Below are 17,462 nucleotides of genomic sequence, written 5' to 3'. Positions count from 1 at the left end.
CGGGAGCATCCATGCTTCCGCCGGCCTCAGGGCTCCATCAGCGTCTTCAATGGAGCCATCTGCCCATCGGGCGCCGCCTGACGCAGGAGCCGGCTCAGCAGTTCGACGGCATCTTCGGTTTCGGCGCGATGGGGCAGATAGCGTTCGGCGATGGAAAGCCCCCGCACCGACCATACCATCAATCGCATGACGGAAAGCGCCAGCTTCTCGTCGCCGCCAAAGGCACCCCGCACGGCCCCCAGCGCGGATTGCTCGACCGCTTCCTGCATCGGCACGACGAGCGCTGCCAGATCGCGGTCGCTACGTGTCGCCTGGAGAATTTCGAGAACCGCCATGCCCGATGGGCGGCTCAACACCGCCCAGAGAAGCCTGGGCCAATCGTAAAGCCGGTCGCCGAAGCCGGTTCTCACCCGCGTTTCCTCATATTCGGCCATCTCATGGTCGAAGACATGCCGCACGACGTCCGCCATCAATGCTGCTCTTGTAGGGAAATGATGCATCATCGCCCCGCGGCTGACCCCGGCTTTTTCGGCGATCAGCGTCGTGCTGGCTCCGGTATAGCCCAGGTCGCTGATCGCCGCGATCGTCGCATCGATCAGCGCCAGTCTGGTCTGCGCCGTCCTCTCTTCCTGCGTTCGGCGGTTTTTGGCCATGGCCCGGTCTTTCATTCAGTCTCTGCCTTCATGCGATCCGCTCCGATCGTTCTCGACTTCGTATAGGCTCGGCAAACCCAAGCTATCCATAACTAAAATCGATCGATATCGATACATACAAACAGTGTTGACTGTTTGTATGTATCAGACCATTGCGACAGGCAAGGGCAGAGCAGCTGCACGATCGAAAAGGGAGGATATGATGGGCAGGACAGTTTTCTTGGTGGGAGCGAGCCTGATCGCAGTGACCCATCCGGCCTATGCGCAGACCCAGCAGCCCAGCGAAGGCGTGGCTGAAATCGTGGTTACCGCCCAGCGCCGGGCCGAGCGCCTGCAGGATGTCCCGGTCAGCGTGACCGCGCTTGGCGCCGATACGCTCAAGTCGCGCAACCTCAACGATCTCAGCCAGGTCGCGCTCGCGGCGCCCAGCCTCCAGGTCGGCAACGACAATAGTTTCGCGATCCGCGGGGTCGGCACCCAGGCGTTCGCGACCACGATCGATTCGAGCGTTGCGACGGCGCTCGACGAGGTCAATCTCGGACGACCCTTCCTCGCACAGGGCCTGTTCAACGATGTCGAGCGGGTCGAGGTGCTCAACGGACCGCAGGGCCTGCTCTTCGGCAAGAACGCATCGGCCGGGCTGCTCAACGTCGTCTCGACCCGCCCGAAGCTCGGCAAGTTCGAAAGCGAGACCAATCTGGAGCTGAACAATCGGGATACGCCCGGCAGCGACGAACAGGCCTGGTCGGCCATCGCGCGCCAGACGGTGAATATCCCGGTCGGCGAAACCGGCGCGCTTCGGGTTAACGGCACCTATTCGATCGAGGAGCCCGGCACGCACTTCGCCGGCAGCGGCGGCGCGCGCAACGATCTGGATCGCAAGCAATATGGCGTGCGGGCCAAATATCTGCAGGAAATCACGCCCGCGCTCGAACTGTACGTCGTCGGCGAATATGCCGAATCGCATGGCGTCGCGGGCATCTATGATCGCACCTATCGCGAACTGGGCGAGGGCAGCACCAATGCCGCGCCGCTGGCTGCCTCGGGCATCGTGGCAGGCGACCGGAACTTCACATTCGCTGGCGATGGCGGCTATTGGCGCGACCTGAAGCTCGGCGGCGCGCAGGCCTCGCTCAGCTACACGGCCGACAGCGGGATCGTCGTCAGCAACATCTTCGCCTGGAAATTCTACAATTTTGATTCCCAGCTCGATACCGACTTCACCAACAGCAACGGCGCCAACATCAATTATACCCACGCGGATTATGATCAGTTCTCCAACGAACTGCGCGTGGCGCTTCCGGCCGACAGCCGGCTGACGGGCCAGGCCGGCCTCTATTATTTCCACTCCACGATCGCACAGCGTAGCCAGATCGCAGGCAACAACTATCTGCCCGACTTCCTGCTGCCGACCTTCCCCTTCTGTGTCGGAGCGACAGCGGTGCCGGGTGCCTTCCCGCCCACCTGCTCGGCCAGCAACGACTATTTCCTGGGCCGCGACAACAGCTATCGCATGAAGACCGACAGCTATGCCGGCTTTGGCCAGCTGACCTTCGCCCTGACCGACCAGTTCAAGCTCTTCGCGGGCGGCCGCGTGACCCGCGACGAGATCAGCATCGATCTCGACCAGAATCGCGGCGCCTATTTCGTGACGCTGGGCGTTCCGGGCGCCATCGCGGAATCCTATCGCCATACGGATTTCAGCTGGCGTGCTGGCGCCCAGTATCAGCTGACACGCGACGCCATGATCTACGGCTCCTACGGACGCGGCTACAAGGGCCCCGGCTTCAACGATACCGGCGCCACCGCGAATGCGCCGCTCCTGGTCCGGCCCGAAAAGTCCAACACCGCCGAGATCGGTTTCAAGACCAGCTGGTTCAATCGCCGCCTGGTGGTGAACGCTTCGGCCTTCCATACCAAGTTCGACAATTACCAGACGCAATCGCTCGATACGCAGCTCCAGAGCTTCATCGTGCAGAATGCCGCGTCGGTGACAAGCAAGGGCGTCGAACTGACGGTCAACGCCAACCCGCTAAGGGGCCTGTCGATCAACGGGTCGGCCACCTTCCTGAACTCCCGGTTCGACGACTTTGCCGGCGCGCAATGCTATCCCGGTCAGGCCGATGCGAGTTGCGCTGCGACGGGCTCCTTCAATGCAGCGGGCAAGCGGACCCCGACCGCGCCCAAATTCGCGTCCTCGGTCCAGGCGATGTACGAGTTCCAGACCGGAGGGGCGATCCATCCCTTCATCGAGGGCAACTGGTATCACCGCACCACGATCAACTATCTGGTGAACCAGGCTCCGGGGGCAAGCGTCCCCACGCTCGACCTCATCGGTGCCAGCGCGGGCGTGCGGCTCGACAACGGCATGCGGCTGTCGGTCTTCTGCAAGAATTGCACGAACGAATATAATCCAACTTCATCGGCCTCGATTCCGGCGACGCGATCGCGAACGTCGCCACCTATCAGCAGCAGTTCGGCTTCGACTCGGTCCGCACGATCGGCGCGACCGTCCAGTTCCGTTTCTAAGAAAGGGATGGACGCCATGCCCGATACCATGTCGCGCCGCTCGATGCTCCAGATCGGCGGCGCCACGCTGGCAGCCACCCTGGCGGGGCCGGCCCTGGCCGCCCGTTCGAGGCTCCGCTCCGATTTCATCTGGGGCGCGGCGACCGCCGGCCACCAGGTCGAAGGCGGCAACGTCAACAGCGACAGCTGGGTGCTCGAGCATCTCAAGCCCAGCGCCTATGCCGAACCTTCGGCGGACGCCTGCGACAGCTATCATCGCTGGCGCGAGGATATCGCACTGGTTCGGCAGATGGGCCTCAACTGCTACCGGTTCGGTATCGAGTGGTCGCGGATCGAGCCGGAGGCGGGCGAATATTCCCTCGCCGCGCTCGATCACTACCGGCGCATGGTGGATGGATGCGCGGAACTTGGCCTGAAGCCCTTCGTCACCTATTCCCATTTCACCGTTCCGCGCTGGTTCGCGGCCAGGGGCGGCTGGGAAGAGGCAGCCAATGTCGACCATTTCCTGCGCTTTTGCGAACGGACCGCCAAGGCACTCGGAACCGGCTACAGCCATGCCCTGACGTTCAACGAACCCAATCTGGCGGCACAGCTGGCCTGGCAGCCGGGCTTCCGCGCGACCATGCCCTATTTCGCCCAGGCAGCTGCTGCGGCTGCAAGGGCGGTGGGAAGCGACCGCTTCTCGTCCACGCCGATCTTCGATGCGCCACGCGCAGGCCCGATCCAGGCCGATGCGCATCGACGCGCCGTCGAGGCAATCAAGTCCGTGCGGCCCGACCTGCAACTGGGTCTCAGCCTCGCGGTCGCGGATGAACAGGCCGGACCGGATCCCGCCGGCCTCAAGCGCAAGATCGAACAGGTCTATGCACCCTGGTTCGCGGCGGTCGCGGGGGACGATTTCATCGGAGTACAGACCTATGGCCGGGCGATCGTCGGCAAGGACATCGATCTGCCCCCGCCAGCGGGCGTGGAGCTGACGCAGACCGAGATGGAATTCTATCCACAGGCGCTGGAGGCAACTGTGCGATGGGTTGCCAAGGCGACCGGCCGTCCGGTCATCGTCACTGAAAATGGCGTGGCGACGGCCGATGACAGCCGGCGCATCGTCTATATCGACCGCGCGCTGGCCGGACTTGCCCGGGCGATCACGGACGGCGTCGACGTTCGCGGCTATATCCATTGGGCGCTTCTCGACAATTTCGAATGGAACCGGGCCTACACCGCCCAATTCGGCCTCGTGTCGGTCGATCGCACGACTTTCCGCCGCACCATGAAGCCAAGCGGCTTGCATCTGGGCCGCTACGCCCGCGAAAACGCGATCTGAATTCGCTGCCCGTCTTCCCCTCTTTCCCGCTCGTGCCAAGGATCGCCCCATGCCCGCTCTAGATCGCCGTTCTTTCCTGGCCACAGGTGCGATCCTCGGGCTTGGCGCCCAGAAGGCAGTGTCCGCGCCGTCGGCGGGGCAAGGCGTTACCGGATTGCGCGTTGCCATGCGCGAGGCCCCGATCGGTATCGACGATCGCCGTCCGGCCCTGTCCTGGCACATGGCAGGTGGAACCGGCGCGCGACAGACGGCCTATCGCATCCTCGTTGCGTCCACGGCGGCGACGCTGGCACAAGGTCGCGGCGATCTGTGGGATAGCGGCCGGGTGGAAAGCGCTGACTGCGCCGGCATAGCCTATTCGGGTCGACCGCTGGTGTCGGGACAGGTCTGCCACTGGATGGTGGAGGTCTGGAACCAGGCAGGAACGCCCGCCCGGAGCGCGCCTGCGACGTGGGAAATGGGCCTTCTCGCGCCGGGCGACTGGACCGGGGACTGGCTTGCGGTCGAAAGCGCGACCGAGAGGGACGACCGGATCGCCGGTGCGCAATGGGTGGGTGGCCCGGCGCCTTCGCCGAGCGAGCCGCGGTCGTTCCGGCTCGGCTTCCGCAGCAAGGCGGGCGACGCGCTTCTCACGATCGTGGGCGATGGCGTCATGTCCGTGCTGATGCTGGATGGCGAACCGCTGGCCCTGCCGACGCGCGATCCCAACGCCTTTGGTGGAGCGCCTGCCACACGTCTGCCCCTGCGTCTTTCGGCAGGCAATCATAGCCTGACCGTCGAGATGGCACCGACGCCCGGCTTTTTCGTCAAGCCCTTCGTCTCGCTCGCTGCGCAGATCCGTCTCGAGGGAGCGGCCGAAGCCGAGCGCATCTCCGGCGGATGGGAAACGCGCCTGGGGACCGTGGAAGAGTGGGCGCCGGCTGCTCCGCTGGAAAAGCAGCCGGTATTTCCCTGGCCGCCCGCGCCTGCGCGGCTGCTGCGCCGGGGCTTTTCGCTTCCGGGGAAGGTCGCCCGTGCGCGGCTCCATGTCGCGGCGCTCGGGGGCTATCGGATCTGGCTCAATGGCCGCCGGGTCAATGACGACGAACTCCAGTGCGAACCGGCCAACTATACGGTGCGCATTCCCTATCGCACCTATGACGTTACCGCGCTGCTGCGTGATGGCGCCAATGCGATCGGGGCGATGGTAGGGGATGGCTATTATGCCAGCTATCAGGCCCCCAACGGTCGCTATGCCTTTGGCGGCGCACCGCGGCGGGTGCGGATGATGCTGGAGATTGTCCGGCCCGACGGTCAGGTCGAACATGTCTCGACCGGTCCGGAATGGCGCCATGCCGAGGCTCCGGTGCAGATGTCCGAAATCTATGCGGGCGAGGACCAGGATCTGCGCCTGTGGCCAGCGGGCTGGGACGGGCCCGGCTTCGATGAGGCAGGCTGGGACCATGGCTGGAAAGCGCCGGTGCCCGATGCGCCTTGCGCAGCCGCACTGGCCGATCCGGTTCGGGTGATGGGCACGCTCGCGCCTGTCACCATCCGCAGGCTCGGTCCCACGCGCCATATCGTCGATTTCGGCCAGAATTTCGCCGGCCGCGTCCGGTTGCAGGTCAAGGGCGCAGCCGGCCAGGAAATCGTCGTGCGCCATGCCGAAATCCTGGCGGCGAACGGCGAGCCTGATCGCCGAAACCTGCGCGCTGCCCGGGCCGAGGACCGATATCGGTTGCGCGGTGCAGGCGCGGCCGAAATCCTCGAACCCGTCTTCAGCTATCAGGGCTTCCGCTATGCGCAGGTCGATGGTCTTCCCGTCCTGACGGCAGATATGGTCACGGGCATCAGGCTCTCGAGCGCGATGGCGGAGACGGGGACGTTCGAGATCGATGCACCCGACATCCAGAAGCTCTGGCTCAACACGCTCTGGAGCCAGCGTTCCAACTTCATGGGCATCCCGACCGATTGTCCCCAGCGCGACGAGCGACTGGGCTGGACCGGCGACGCGCAGATCTTCTGGGATGCTGCCAGCTTCAACATGGATGTGGGCGCCTTCACCCGATCCTATGGTCGCATCCTGCGTGAGGCGCAGGGCGCGAACGGTGCCTATCCGCTCTGGGCGCCATCCCCGGACGGACTGGGCTGGGGCACCGACAGCGCCACGCCGGGTTGGTCCGACGCGGGCGTGATGCTGCCCTATATCGCCTATCTACACAGCGGCGATCGCACGATCGTCGATGAAAACTGGGCCGCGATGACGGCCTATGTCGAGGGCATAGCGGCGGCCAATCCCGACGGCCTGTGGAGCAAGGGGCGCGGTGCCGATCTTGGCGACTGGCTGGCGCTCGATGCGAAATCACCCATGGACGAGACCACCCCCAAGGCGCTGATCGGCACTGCCATGTTCGCACGCTCGGCACAGCAGCTTGCACAGATGGCGGCCTGGACGGGACGGGCAGACGAAGCGGCCAGATGGCGCTCGCTCCGCGCCAGGATCGCGGCTGCCTTCGCGGCCGCCTTCGTCAAGCCGGACGGCACCGTCGGCAACGGCAGCCATTGCAGCTATATCCTCGCGCTCAGCCTCGGTCTGCTGCCCGACGGGCTGCAGACGAAGTCCGGGGCGCTTCTGGCCGGGGATATTCGCAGGCGCGGCACCTTGCTGTCGACCGGGTTCCTCGGCACCCCGCTTGCGCTGGACGCGCTGGCGGCGGCTGGCGAAGACCGGCTCGCCTGGGATCTTCTGCTGCGCACCGGCTTTCCCTCATGGGGTTATATGGTGCGCAAGGGGGCGACGACGATCTGGGAACGGTGGAATGGCGATACCGGTGACGTCGCCATGAATTCGTTCAACCATTATGCCCTGGGCGCCGTCTGCGGCTTCCTTTACCGGCGTGTGGCGGGCATCGAACCGATCGAGCCGGGCTTTAAGCGGTTTCGCATAGCGCCCCTGTTCGATGAACGGGTATCGCGATGCCGCGCCTCGGTGAAGACGGTACGCGGGCCGATCGAGATTGGCTGGCGCGTCGCGTCGGGTGCAGGCACGCTCGATATCGTGGTCCCCGCCAATTCCACAGCAGAGCTTCGCCTGTCCTCGGGCGACAGGTTATTTGGTCCAGGCGTGCACCGGATCAGCTTCTAGCGGTCGTCGGCCTGGCCATCATTCATGACCTGCGGTCATAACCTCTATGGGGAAAGCGAGCTTCTCTCCTCGATCGCGACGCGATAGGCGCTATATCCACTGAAATATAGCAATGCGTCGTCAGGGGGGATCGAAATGCAGCCGATACGTACATGGCCTTCCATCGCCATCATTCTTGCAGGAGCGCTCTTCCACGGCGGTCAGGCTATCGCTCAAACGCCCCCGGCCGACGAGAGCGGGCGTGCCGAAGCCAGCGGTCTTTCACCCATCATCGTCACGGCGCGACGTCGCGCTGAGGATGCACAGCAGGTGCCGGCCGCCATTTCGGTGGTCGGCGGCGACTATCTGGACCGCAGCTATACCGTCAATACCGGACAGCTCAGCCAGCTCGTGCCCACGCTGAACTATAGTTCGGCCAACCCCCGCAACACCGCCTTCACCATCCGGGGCCTGGGTTCCAGCGTCGTCGCGGTCAGCCAGGCCAATGACGGGCTCGAGCCGGGCGTGGGCTTCTACGTCGATCAGGTCTATCATGCGCGACCGGCCACTGCGGCCTTCGACTTTACCGACATCGAACAGATCGAGGTGCTGCGCGGCCCCCAGGGAACGCTGTTCGGCAAGAATACGACGGCAGGCGCGATAAACATCACGACCCGCGCTCCAAGCTTCGTCCCCGAGGCACGAGAGGAGCTCTCGGTGGGCGAGAGAAATTTCGTCCAGGCCAAGGCGTCCGCATCGGGGCCGCTGATCGATGGTCTTCTCGCCGGCCGCATTTCCGGACTGGTGACCCGCAGGGACGGCGTGATCCGCAACGTGCACGACGGCCGGGATCATAACGGGATCGGCAATCAGGCCGTGCGAGGACAATTGCTGTTCACGCCGGGAGCCGACTTCTCGCTTCGGCTTTCGGCGGATTTCGCCAATTTCCAGAGCGACTGCTGCACCCAGGTCTTCCTGCGCGTGGGCGAGAGCCTGCGCAATCCGTCCCGTCAGTTTCCCGCGCTGGCGGCCGGACAGAATTATGCGCCGCCCAGTCGCAATCCCTATGATCGGATCACGGATATCGACGGTCCGCTCGACGTGCGGACCAGCGAAGGGGGCATTTCCGCCATCGCCGACTGGAATCTGGGCGGTGCCACGCTGACATCCGTCACGGCCTGGCGCTTCTGGAACTGGGATGCGGAAAACGACCGCGACTATACCGGCCTTCCGATCCAGATGTCGCAGCATATTCCCTCACGCCAGGATCAGTACAGCCAGGAGCTGCGCCTCGCCTCGAACGGCGACCGGCGCCTCTCCTATGTGCTGGGACTCTATTATTTCCGGCAGAAGATCACCGGCCGGCCGATCAGCATCTACGGCCCGCTGGCCGCCTACTGGCTGATCGGGCCCACGACCGGGGCCGGCAATACACCCGTGCCCGGCAACCTGCTCGACGGTTACGGCACGGACGGGCACACGCGCTTCGTGACGGACAGCTATGCGGCATTTGGCGAGCTCAACTACAGGCTCGCCGACCGGCTCACCCTGACCGGCGGACTGCGCTACACCTATGAGGAGAAGGAGGGGGAGTATAGCAGCACCGTCTCGGGCGGTCTCGCCACGACCAACATGGCTCTCATCAATGCCAAGCTCTCGGTCCTGCGGCCGCAAAGCTATGCTGCGAGCGACAAGGACGGCAGCCTGTCGGGGCGCGTCAACCTCGCCTGGAGCCTGACGGACGCGCTGATGGCCTATGCGAGCTTTGCGCGCGGGTTCAAATCGGGCGGCATCAACATGTCGGGTCTTCCCCTCGACAATCTCAACCAGCCGGCGCTCTCGACTGCGGTCATCAGGCCGGAGAAGAACACGACCTACGAGGCCGGCATCAAGGCGAGCCTGCTCGATCGGCGTCTCGTTTTCGATCTCGCCGGCTACTGGACGGATGTCGAGGATTTCCAGGCGACGATCGTCGACAGTGCCCAGACGGTGGCATTGCGCGGCTATCTCTCGAATATCCCCAAGGTGACCGTGAAGGGGGTGGAGGTCGATGCCACGGCATTGCTGGCACCGGGCCTCACAGTCCGCGCGGCGGGCACCTATGCCCATGGCGAATATAGCGACTATCCGGCCGGTCCCTGTCCGCTCGAGCTTCAGGGGGCAGGAACGACGGCCTGCACCCTCACCGGGCAGCGTCTCTCGGGTCTGCCACGCTGGGCCGGCACGGTCGGCATCGACTATCGCCTGCCGGTCGGTTCGGACGGTGCGTTCATACTTCATGCCGACACAAGCGCGCGCAGCGGCTATTTCGGCGACCCGAGCCTTTCGCGCTATACCTGGATCAAGGGCTATAATGTGACCAATGCGCTTGTGGGCTACCGTTCCGAGAAGGGATGGGAGATCGACATCTTCGCGCGCAACCTCTTCGATCGCGACTATATCCAGAATCTGACCGTCCAGGCGGGCAATTCGGGACTTATCCTCGGTACGCCTTCGGATCCGCAGATGTTCGGACTGACGTTCAAGGCATGGCAATAGCCCCAGGAGAGGCGGACGGCGGTGCGTGGATCGTCCGTCCGTCACACTGAAACGCCGTATCCGGGCACCTGCAATATCGTCCCGGTCAGGGCCATCCGCCTGCCGGGCATGCATGATCCTGATAGTGCGATGGCAAAGCCTTATTGACTTAATCGAAGCCCTGCAACAAAATCGCATTTACAATCAAATGTTCCCAAATACGGAACATATAACGCCGCAGGCGGAGGGGATGGGTGTAGAATGCGACCAGATAGATCGGGGGCAGGCGCCCTACTGAAGTCAGGCTGTCTCCTTGCGCTCGCAGCGGCCAGCGTCGGACAGGCGCGGGCCGCAGACCCGGTTCGTGCGTCGATCGCGCAGGGCGAGATCGGCGGCGCCGCCGTAGACGGCGTCGAATATTTCATGGGCATACCCTATGCCGCGCCCCCGGTCGGCGATCTTCGCTGGCGCGAGCCGCGGGCGCCGGTCCATTGGTCCGGCGTGCGCGATGCAACCAAGGCCGGAGCCATATGTCCCCAGCCGGCTCGCGGGGAAGCGGCATCGGCCGCCACTTCGGAGGATTGCCTCTTCGTCAACATCTGGCGGCCGGCCGGGACGAAGCCCGGCGCCAGGCTACCGGTAATGGTCTGGTATCATGGCGGGGGCATGGTATTCGGGTCGGGCAGCGCCACTGACGGCCGCTATCTGGCGCGCAAGGGTGTGATACTCGTCACCCTCAACTACCGGCTCGGTCATCTGGGCGTCTTCGCCCATCCGGCCCTCTCGGCGGAAAATCCGGACGGTCTCACCGGAAACTTCACGCTGATGGATGCTGTTGCCGCCCTCAAATGGGTGGGTGCCAATGTCGCAGACTTTGGCGGGGATCCCGGCAATGTGACGATATTCGGGTTCAGCGCGGGCGCGCAGATCGTCAACACGCTGATGGTCACGCCGAGCGCGAAAGGCCTGTTCGCCAAGGCCATCACGCAATCGGGACTCGGGCGCAACTATGGCCTGGAAGGCCAGAACAGGATGGTGCCGCTTCGCGGGCGGGCGACGCTGACGGGAGAGAAGGCAGGGCTCGCCCTTGCAGAGCAGCTGGGCGTGCAGGGCACCGGGCCCGAGGCCCTGAAGGCCCTGCGCGCCATTGCGCCTGAAAAGTTCAAGATCGCCGTCACGTCCCTGCCTGGGTCGATGATCGACGGGACGCTTCTTCCCGAACCCATAGCGTCCGCATACAGGGCCGGCCGCGAGGCGCCTGTCCCGCAGATCATCGGCCGCACGAAGTGCGAGCGCTGTAACGTCCCGCCGCTCATGGAGCGCCCCGAAACCACCTTCGTGCGCACAGGGGCTCTTCGCGAGCGCGCAGTCGCGCTCTATGGCGGCGACGACGGTAAGGCGGCGCTCCAGCTTGCCAGCGACCTCGATCATACCGAGCCGGCCCGCTATCTCAGCCGCTATCATGCCCGGAACGGGCGCAACACCTGGAGCTATGTCTTCGACTATACCCCCAGGGCAAAGCGTGGCGAAATGAGCGCTCCGGCTCATGGCGACGATATTCCCTATATTTTCGGTACGCTCCAGAGCCCGACCGCACGACGGTTCGACCCTACGGACATGGACCTTCAGGTCTCCGATGCGATGATGACCTACTGGACCAATTTCGCCCGGAACTCGGACCCTGGCAGCGCTGGCGGTTTGAGCTGGCCGCAGTTCCAGCCTGGGCCCAACGAAAAGGCCCTTGTGTTCACCAATGACGGGCCCCGGGTCGAAACGGACTTCAACAAGGATCGTCTCGATCTTGCCGAGCAGGTGAACGAGACCTTCCAGGCGCAGTCCTACATTCCGGACTGACGGGAAGTGGGATCGCATCGAGATGATGAGGATGTCGCCAGCGGCTTGCCTGCATGACGGTCTTCTGACGGGCAAGATCCCAAGCTGATACGGGCGCCCCGGCGGAGCCGGCCGCGCTCTACGCCGCTGCGCGTCGCCCAGCCCCCCAAACGGGTCTGGTCCATGCGGTGACGATCGCTGGCGCGGATGTCGCACCTGCGGTCCGGCCAGCGGACGCCGCGCGTGCCGCGCGCGGGGCAAGAATCGCGCCGAAAATGCCCAGCCCGACCGGATCAACCTTTATGACGAGGTGACCGCAAGGATCATCGCGCAGCTGGAGGAGGGACGTTTTCCGTGGGTCCAGCCCTGGGCTTCCAGCCAGACGGGTTTCGAAGCCGGGCGTCTGGCTCCCGGCTTGCCCCGCAATGCGCTGACGGCCCGGACCTATTCGGGCATCAATATCCTCATCCTCTGGGGCGCAGCCATCGAGCGGGGCTTGCTGTCCGCACGTCTCTCGCTGCGTCCGGGCAATCTGCAGTTCCTGATGGCGGAGGAAAATCTCAACCATAAGCTGCATCCGATGCGGCTTCCAGACGAACCGATATGGCTGGGCTAACGCTGATGAGCCCCTTAAGCTGAACCTTGACTTTTCGGGGCACGCTGGCTGTAAAATCCCCATCCGGACCGTATTTACGCCTTGCGGTCCCTAAATATGAAGCACGCTCGCAAGAGGGTGCAGGATCGGGCAGCGCCGCCAGTGGCCACGTCGTAAGGACGAAATTACTGGAGATCGGGTACCGACCGAGCGAATTTACAGGGCGTTGGGAAACCAACGCTCTTTTTCGTCCCTGGCGCCATCATGTCCATTGAGTGATTTTTTATTCTGGTTCAAGGCCTTCCAGAGGCACAGGCATTGGTCAGGCTGGCTCCGTTCGACTTGGAAGCAGCGTAACAGATATGCTCAGCAATTGCGAATAATAGAAGCCAATCTCTCGTGCGATCTTGGCCAACGTTTCCCCTAAAACGTCGATGCTCGCAGCATCCATCAACGAAGCCGCGAAGCTATCGAGAAGCCTGTATCGCTCCATGATTTACTTTTGCCCGACCGCAAGTGCCTTCCCAACTTGCAGTTCTCGCGATGCGTCCTTTCTTGTTAAGGCGAGGGCCTTCGACTCTCACAATCGTTGGCGACCCGCAGGTGAGTCCTGGAGGGTAATTTTCTGGCAAAACCTTCTTCCCTAAGAAATGCGAGCGGCAGCAACCGAGGAGCAGTTCGAAAAACCGTCATGCCCGGCGGCTCGCGATCAACTTGTCGAGCGTGATCGGGTAATCGCGCACGCGGATGCCGGTTGCATTGTAGACCGCATTGGCGATCGCCGGCGCCACGCCGGAAAGCCCCAGCTCGCCTACGCCCTTGGCTTTCATCGGGGAGATCGTTCCGTCAGTTTCTTCCAGGAATATGACCTGCTGATCGGGAATGTCGGCATGAACCGGCACTTCATATGATGCGAGGTCGTGATTGACGAAATATCCAAACCGTTTGTCGACGGCTAATTCTTCCATCAGAGCGGCTCCAGCCCCCATGGTCATAGCGCCGATAACCTGGCTTCTTGCAGTTTTTGGATTGAGGATGCGGCCGGCGGCACAGACGGCCAGCATCCGCCTGATGCGCACCTCGAAGGTATTGGCATCGACACCAACCTCGACGAAATGTGCACCGAACGCTTCCTGGGCATAGAGTTTGGCCAGGGCATCGCCAAACTCGACGCTGTCCTCGCCCACCAGTTCACCGTCTTTGCCGACCTGTGCCAGGTCGATGCGACGATTCCCGCTGAGCACCGCACCATCTTCATAGGAGACGTCGCTCTCGTTCAAGCCCAATCGTGTGGCGATGGCTTCCCGCAGTTTCACGCAGGCCGCATAGACACCCGAAGTTGAGCTGGTGGCGCCACGCTGTCCTACTGATCCGACGGTGACCGGAAAATCGCTGTCTCCAAGTCGGACGTCGACCTGCTCAAGGTTCACGCCCATCATCTCCGCAGCAGTCTGGGCTATGATCGTGTAGCTGCCGGTGCCGATATCGGTCATGTCCGTTTCGACCACAATCCGACCGTTAGAGGTCAGACGGACGCGGGCGCCGGACGTTCGTGTGCGTGCACCACGAATTGCGGAGGCAACGCCCATTCCTACTAGCCAGCGCCCATCTCGAAGCTGGCTTGGCTTTGGACGGCGTCGTGACCATCCAAACCGTTCGGCTCCAGTCCGCAATGCCGGCACCAGTTGCCTCGTCGAGAAAGGCCTCTTACCGTCGCCGGGATGAACCTTGGCATCATTCCGGATGCGAAGTTCCACTGGGTCCAGGTTCAGCGCCTCGGCAAGTTCATCCATGGCGATCTCGAGTGCCATCATACCCGGGGCCTCGCCGGGCGCGCGCATCGAACTTCCTTCGGGTAAATCCAGCGCGCCAAGACGAGCGCGCACCATTCGATTCTCACCAGCATATAAAGATGGCGTCTGGATCGCCGCCGGCTCGGTGAAGAAATGCCCTGGCAGATTCCCCGACACGGTCTCATGCCCAATCGCGAGTATTTTGCCTTCTTGATCGGCACCAATGCGTACCCGCTGGATGGTTGCGGGCCGGTGGACCGTATTGTTGACCATGAGGGTGCGCGCTAGCGCAACCTTGACGGGCCTTCCCGCTGCACGCGCGCCCAAAGATGCCAGCACCACGTCCGACATCGCGGTTGCCTTCCCACCGAAGCCCCCACCAATATATGGCGAACTGATCCTGATGTTCTCTTTGGGGATACCCAATATCTGCCCAAGGTCGCGCCGGCCCCAATCGACTGTCTGCACCGAAGTCCAACATGTGAGTCGATCACCGTCCCAAGCCGCGATCGTTGCGTGGGGCTCCATCATCATATGGCTCTGATCAGGAGTCGTATATTGACGATCGATCTTCACAGGAGCTGCATCGAACGCTGACGCAAAATCTCCGCGGGCGGCATCTGGTGCCATGCGGGACGTGCCAGTAGCAGGCACGTGAGCAAGGTCATAGGAGCCCGCAGACCTTTCATATTCGACCCGGAGCAGAGTTTCTGCCGCTCGCGCCTGTTCCAGTGTTTCCGCAACGATCAATGCAATAGCCTGATGATAATGGGCCACTTGCGGGGCAGCGAGAGCAGGCGCCTTGATGAATTCGCCAATGCCGAGCTTCCCGGCATTTTCGCCGGTGACGACAGCGAGCACGCCAGATGCTGCCAGAGCATCGCTGACGTTCAGACGGGAGACGCGCCCTTTTGAGATCGCGGCGCCCACCACATGCCCATATGCGATGTTCTTGGCTACATCATGTCGTTCAAAAGCATAGGGCGCGGCACCAGTCGTTTTGAGCCGGCCATCGATACGCGCGTAGGGTTGGCCCACGACCCTCATTCGATCGATCGGATTGGGACCTGCAGGCGTGTCGAATTTCATGCCAGATTGGTCTCCAAATTGGCGGCATCACATGCTCGCCTTCACCTCGAAAGAGCCTGCATGCTCGGTGACCGATCCAGCCGGCGATTCCTCCAGCGACCGGCTCGCGGATCAGCTTCGGCCGCCGATCAACTGATTGGATTTCTCCAATGGCAGTCTGTGGAGGCTAACGCGCGAGGGCGCGATGAGAGAAATGACCGCAGCGATATGTCCTCATGACCAAACTTCATAAATGGATGAGACAATGCATTGCCGAAACGAGGTGCTCTGGCGAATTCCACTTGAGACGAACGCCAGGCAATCCTTCTATTCCCCAAACTACGCCACAGCCTGTTTTCCTGCGCCAGACTGCGATGGGGACCGTGATGGGATTGAAAGCCTTAAGTTTCTCCGATTTCTATCGAAACCATTCGACCAATGCGGAGGAAAGCATGCCAAAGCAGGAACCCACAGGATACACCCGCACCATTCGGCGACAGCAACTGCGAGAGATGGTGCCGTTGGCGGACAGCACCATATTCGAGATGGAGCAGCGAGGCGAGTTTCCCCGCCGTTATGCCCTGTCGCCGCGAACCGTCGTCTGGAACCTTGCGGAGGTCGAGGCTTGGCTTGCGGATCGCCGGGCGCGGCCGATTCGCCGCGCCCAGCTTGTTGATGTCCGTCATAGGCGGACCCGTCCTGTCAAAGGCTAGGGTCAAGCTCGAGAAGTGGGGCATCAGGCGGGAGCACGACCGGGGCATATCGTTGACCGGAAATCCAGGCCTCGACTGTATTCGACCACTCTTGCATCATATGCCGGCGTTGAAGCTCATATTCCGCTTTGTTGTAGACCCCGCGCGACGAGCGACCGTCCTCATGAGCGAGGCACTTCTCGATCCAATCGCTGTTGAAGCCGAGCTCGTTGAGCAGGGTGGAACCGGTCCGACGAAGGTCATGAACCGTGAACGGGGCGAGCGGCAATCCATCCTTTTTTGCTTGCTCCACAACGGAGTAGGTTACCCGATTGAATGTAGCGCGAGACATCGGCGCATCGGCATCATAGCGCGACGGCAGGAGATATCTGGAGTTACCCGCGCATGTTTTGAGCGCGATCAGGATGTCGAGCATTTGTGTGGATAAGTAGACGTTGTGCGCCTTGGACCGCTTCATCCGCTCCTTGGGTATCGACCAAACGGCATTCTCAAAATCGACCTCGTCCCATACCGCATCCTGAAGTTCGCTCTTTCGCACCATCGAGAGAAGGAAGAATCTCATTCCCAGCCGGATGGTCGGGAGCGTGGGAATTTTCTCGATGACCTTGAACAAAACCCGGATTTCAGAGGGCGAGAGAGACCGATCTTTCGGTGTGAAAGTCGCGATCGATGACGGGCCTACCTCCTCTGCAGGATTGGCGACCTTCTCGCCATGAAGGATTGCGAAACCATATATCTGCTTGAGGATATCGCGGACATGTATGGCAGTGGCAGGAGCTCCCCTGTCGACGATCTTCAAGCAGTGGGCACGCAGGTCGCCGGGGGTAATTTCTGTGAGCAAACGAGTACGCCAGACAGGCAGCAACTCGCGCTCCCAGACTGACCGCCGCATTGCTCGCGTGCTGTCGGCCATAGGTGCCATTTTCAACCATTTCTCACCGAATTCCCCGAAGTTCTTCGCTTCCTTGAGGCGTCGCTTCTCCCTCTGCTTCTCAAGGGACGGTGAGACCCCTTCGGAGATCATCCGCCGGGCGTCGATGCATTTCTCGCGCGCTCTTGCCAGCGATAGCCCTGATGGCCCGTATTTCCCGAAGGTCACAGTCTCTCGCCGGCCGTTAATTCGATAGTCCAGGCGAAACGAGATCGTGCCGCTGGTTCCGACAAGAACATACATGCCGTCGCGGTCGGAAACCTTGTAGGCTTTGTCTTTTGATTTCAGATATTTAATGGCTGCATCAGTGAGCATCGGCATATCTCCGCTATGAAAATACCGTCAGCCCCAAAACGCACCTCTCCTGCCCGGAAAAGCATGTCTTTTCAGGTGATTAAGGTGA

General features: G+C 62.5%; 9 protein-coding genes. 6 read left to right on the top strand and 3 right to left on the bottom strand.

All coding sequences use genetic code 11. The features are described from left to right. Positions 1 to 26: 26 nt before the first annotated feature. Complete coding sequence (locus tag VMR39_RS24150; protein WP_325419977.1) at positions 27 to 653, bottom strand: TetR/AcrR family transcriptional regulator; 627 nt, start codon at positions 651 to 653, stop codon at positions 27 to 29. A 223-nt stretch (positions 654 to 876) separates the two neighbouring features. Here VMR39_RS24150 and VMR39_RS24145 point away from each other — a divergent pair, with 223 nt between their 5' ends. The 5 genes from VMR39_RS24145 to VMR39_RS30555 all read left to right on the top strand — a co-directional run bounded on the left by VMR39_RS24145 (position 877) and on the right by VMR39_RS30555 (position 12,575). Further along, the gene (locus VMR39_RS24145) at positions 877 to 4,506 is read left to right on the top strand and encodes a family 1 glycosylhydrolase (protein WP_325420043.1); all 3,630 of its coding nucleotides are present in this window, start codon (positions 877 to 879) and stop codon (positions 4,504 to 4,506) included. A 49-nt stretch (positions 4,507 to 4,555) separates the two neighbouring features. Next, entirely contained in the window at positions 4,556 to 7,630 is a 3,075-nt protein-coding gene (locus VMR39_RS24140; protein ID WP_325419975.1) for an alpha-L-rhamnosidase, read from the top strand. Positions 7,631 to 7,765: 135 nt separating this feature from the next. Then, a complete protein-coding gene (locus VMR39_RS24135) occupies positions 7,766 to 10,147 on the top strand; it encodes a TonB-dependent receptor (protein WP_325419973.1) in 2,382 nt (793 codons plus the stop codon). Positions 10,148 to 10,387: 240 nt separating this feature from the next. Beyond that, positions 10,388 to 11,980, top strand: a complete 1,593-nt coding sequence (locus VMR39_RS24130; protein ID WP_325419971.1) for a carboxylesterase/lipase family protein — start codon at positions 10,388 to 10,390, stop codon at positions 11,978 to 11,980. A gap of 289 nt (positions 11,981 to 12,269) precedes the next feature. Then, complete coding sequence (locus VMR39_RS30555) at positions 12,270 to 12,575, top strand: ArdC-like ssDNA-binding domain-containing protein (protein ID WP_414712588.1); 306 nt, start codon at positions 12,270 to 12,272, stop codon at positions 12,573 to 12,575. Positions 12,576 to 13,243: 668 nt separating this feature from the next. On the opposite strand, the gene paoC is transcribed toward VMR39_RS30555, so the two are convergent. After that, on the bottom strand, positions 13,244 to 15,436 hold the full coding sequence (gene paoC, locus VMR39_RS24120; protein WP_325419969.1) for an aldehyde oxidoreductase molybdenum-binding subunit PaoC: 2,193 nt from the start codon (positions 15,434 to 15,436) through the stop codon (positions 13,244 to 13,246). Positions 15,437 to 15,867: 431 nt separating this feature from the next. Here paoC and VMR39_RS24115 point away from each other — a divergent pair, with 431 nt between their 5' ends. After that, positions 15,868 to 16,128 (top strand): helix-turn-helix transcriptional regulator, encoded by a 261-nt coding sequence (locus VMR39_RS24115; protein WP_325420041.1) that lies wholly within the window; start codon positions 15,868 to 15,870, stop codon positions 16,126 to 16,128. Here VMR39_RS24115 and VMR39_RS24110 read toward each other — a convergent pair. Continuing rightward, the gene (locus tag VMR39_RS24110; protein ID WP_325420039.1) at positions 16,118 to 17,374 is read right to left on the bottom strand and encodes a tyrosine-type recombinase/integrase; all 1,257 of its coding nucleotides are present in this window, start codon (positions 17,372 to 17,374) and stop codon (positions 16,118 to 16,120) included. The two genes, VMR39_RS24115 and VMR39_RS24110, sit on opposite strands and share 11 nt — an antisense overlap. Between the last annotated feature and the right edge of the window lie 88 nt (positions 17,375 to 17,462).

It is taken from the genome of Sphingobium sp. (assembly GCF_035511395.1).
Classification (GTDB): domain Bacteria; phylum Pseudomonadota; class Alphaproteobacteria; order Sphingomonadales; family Sphingomonadaceae; genus Sphingobium.
The sequence above is the reverse complement of the archived record's forward strand: the minus strand, read 5'-3'. Positions and strand labels throughout refer to the sequence as shown.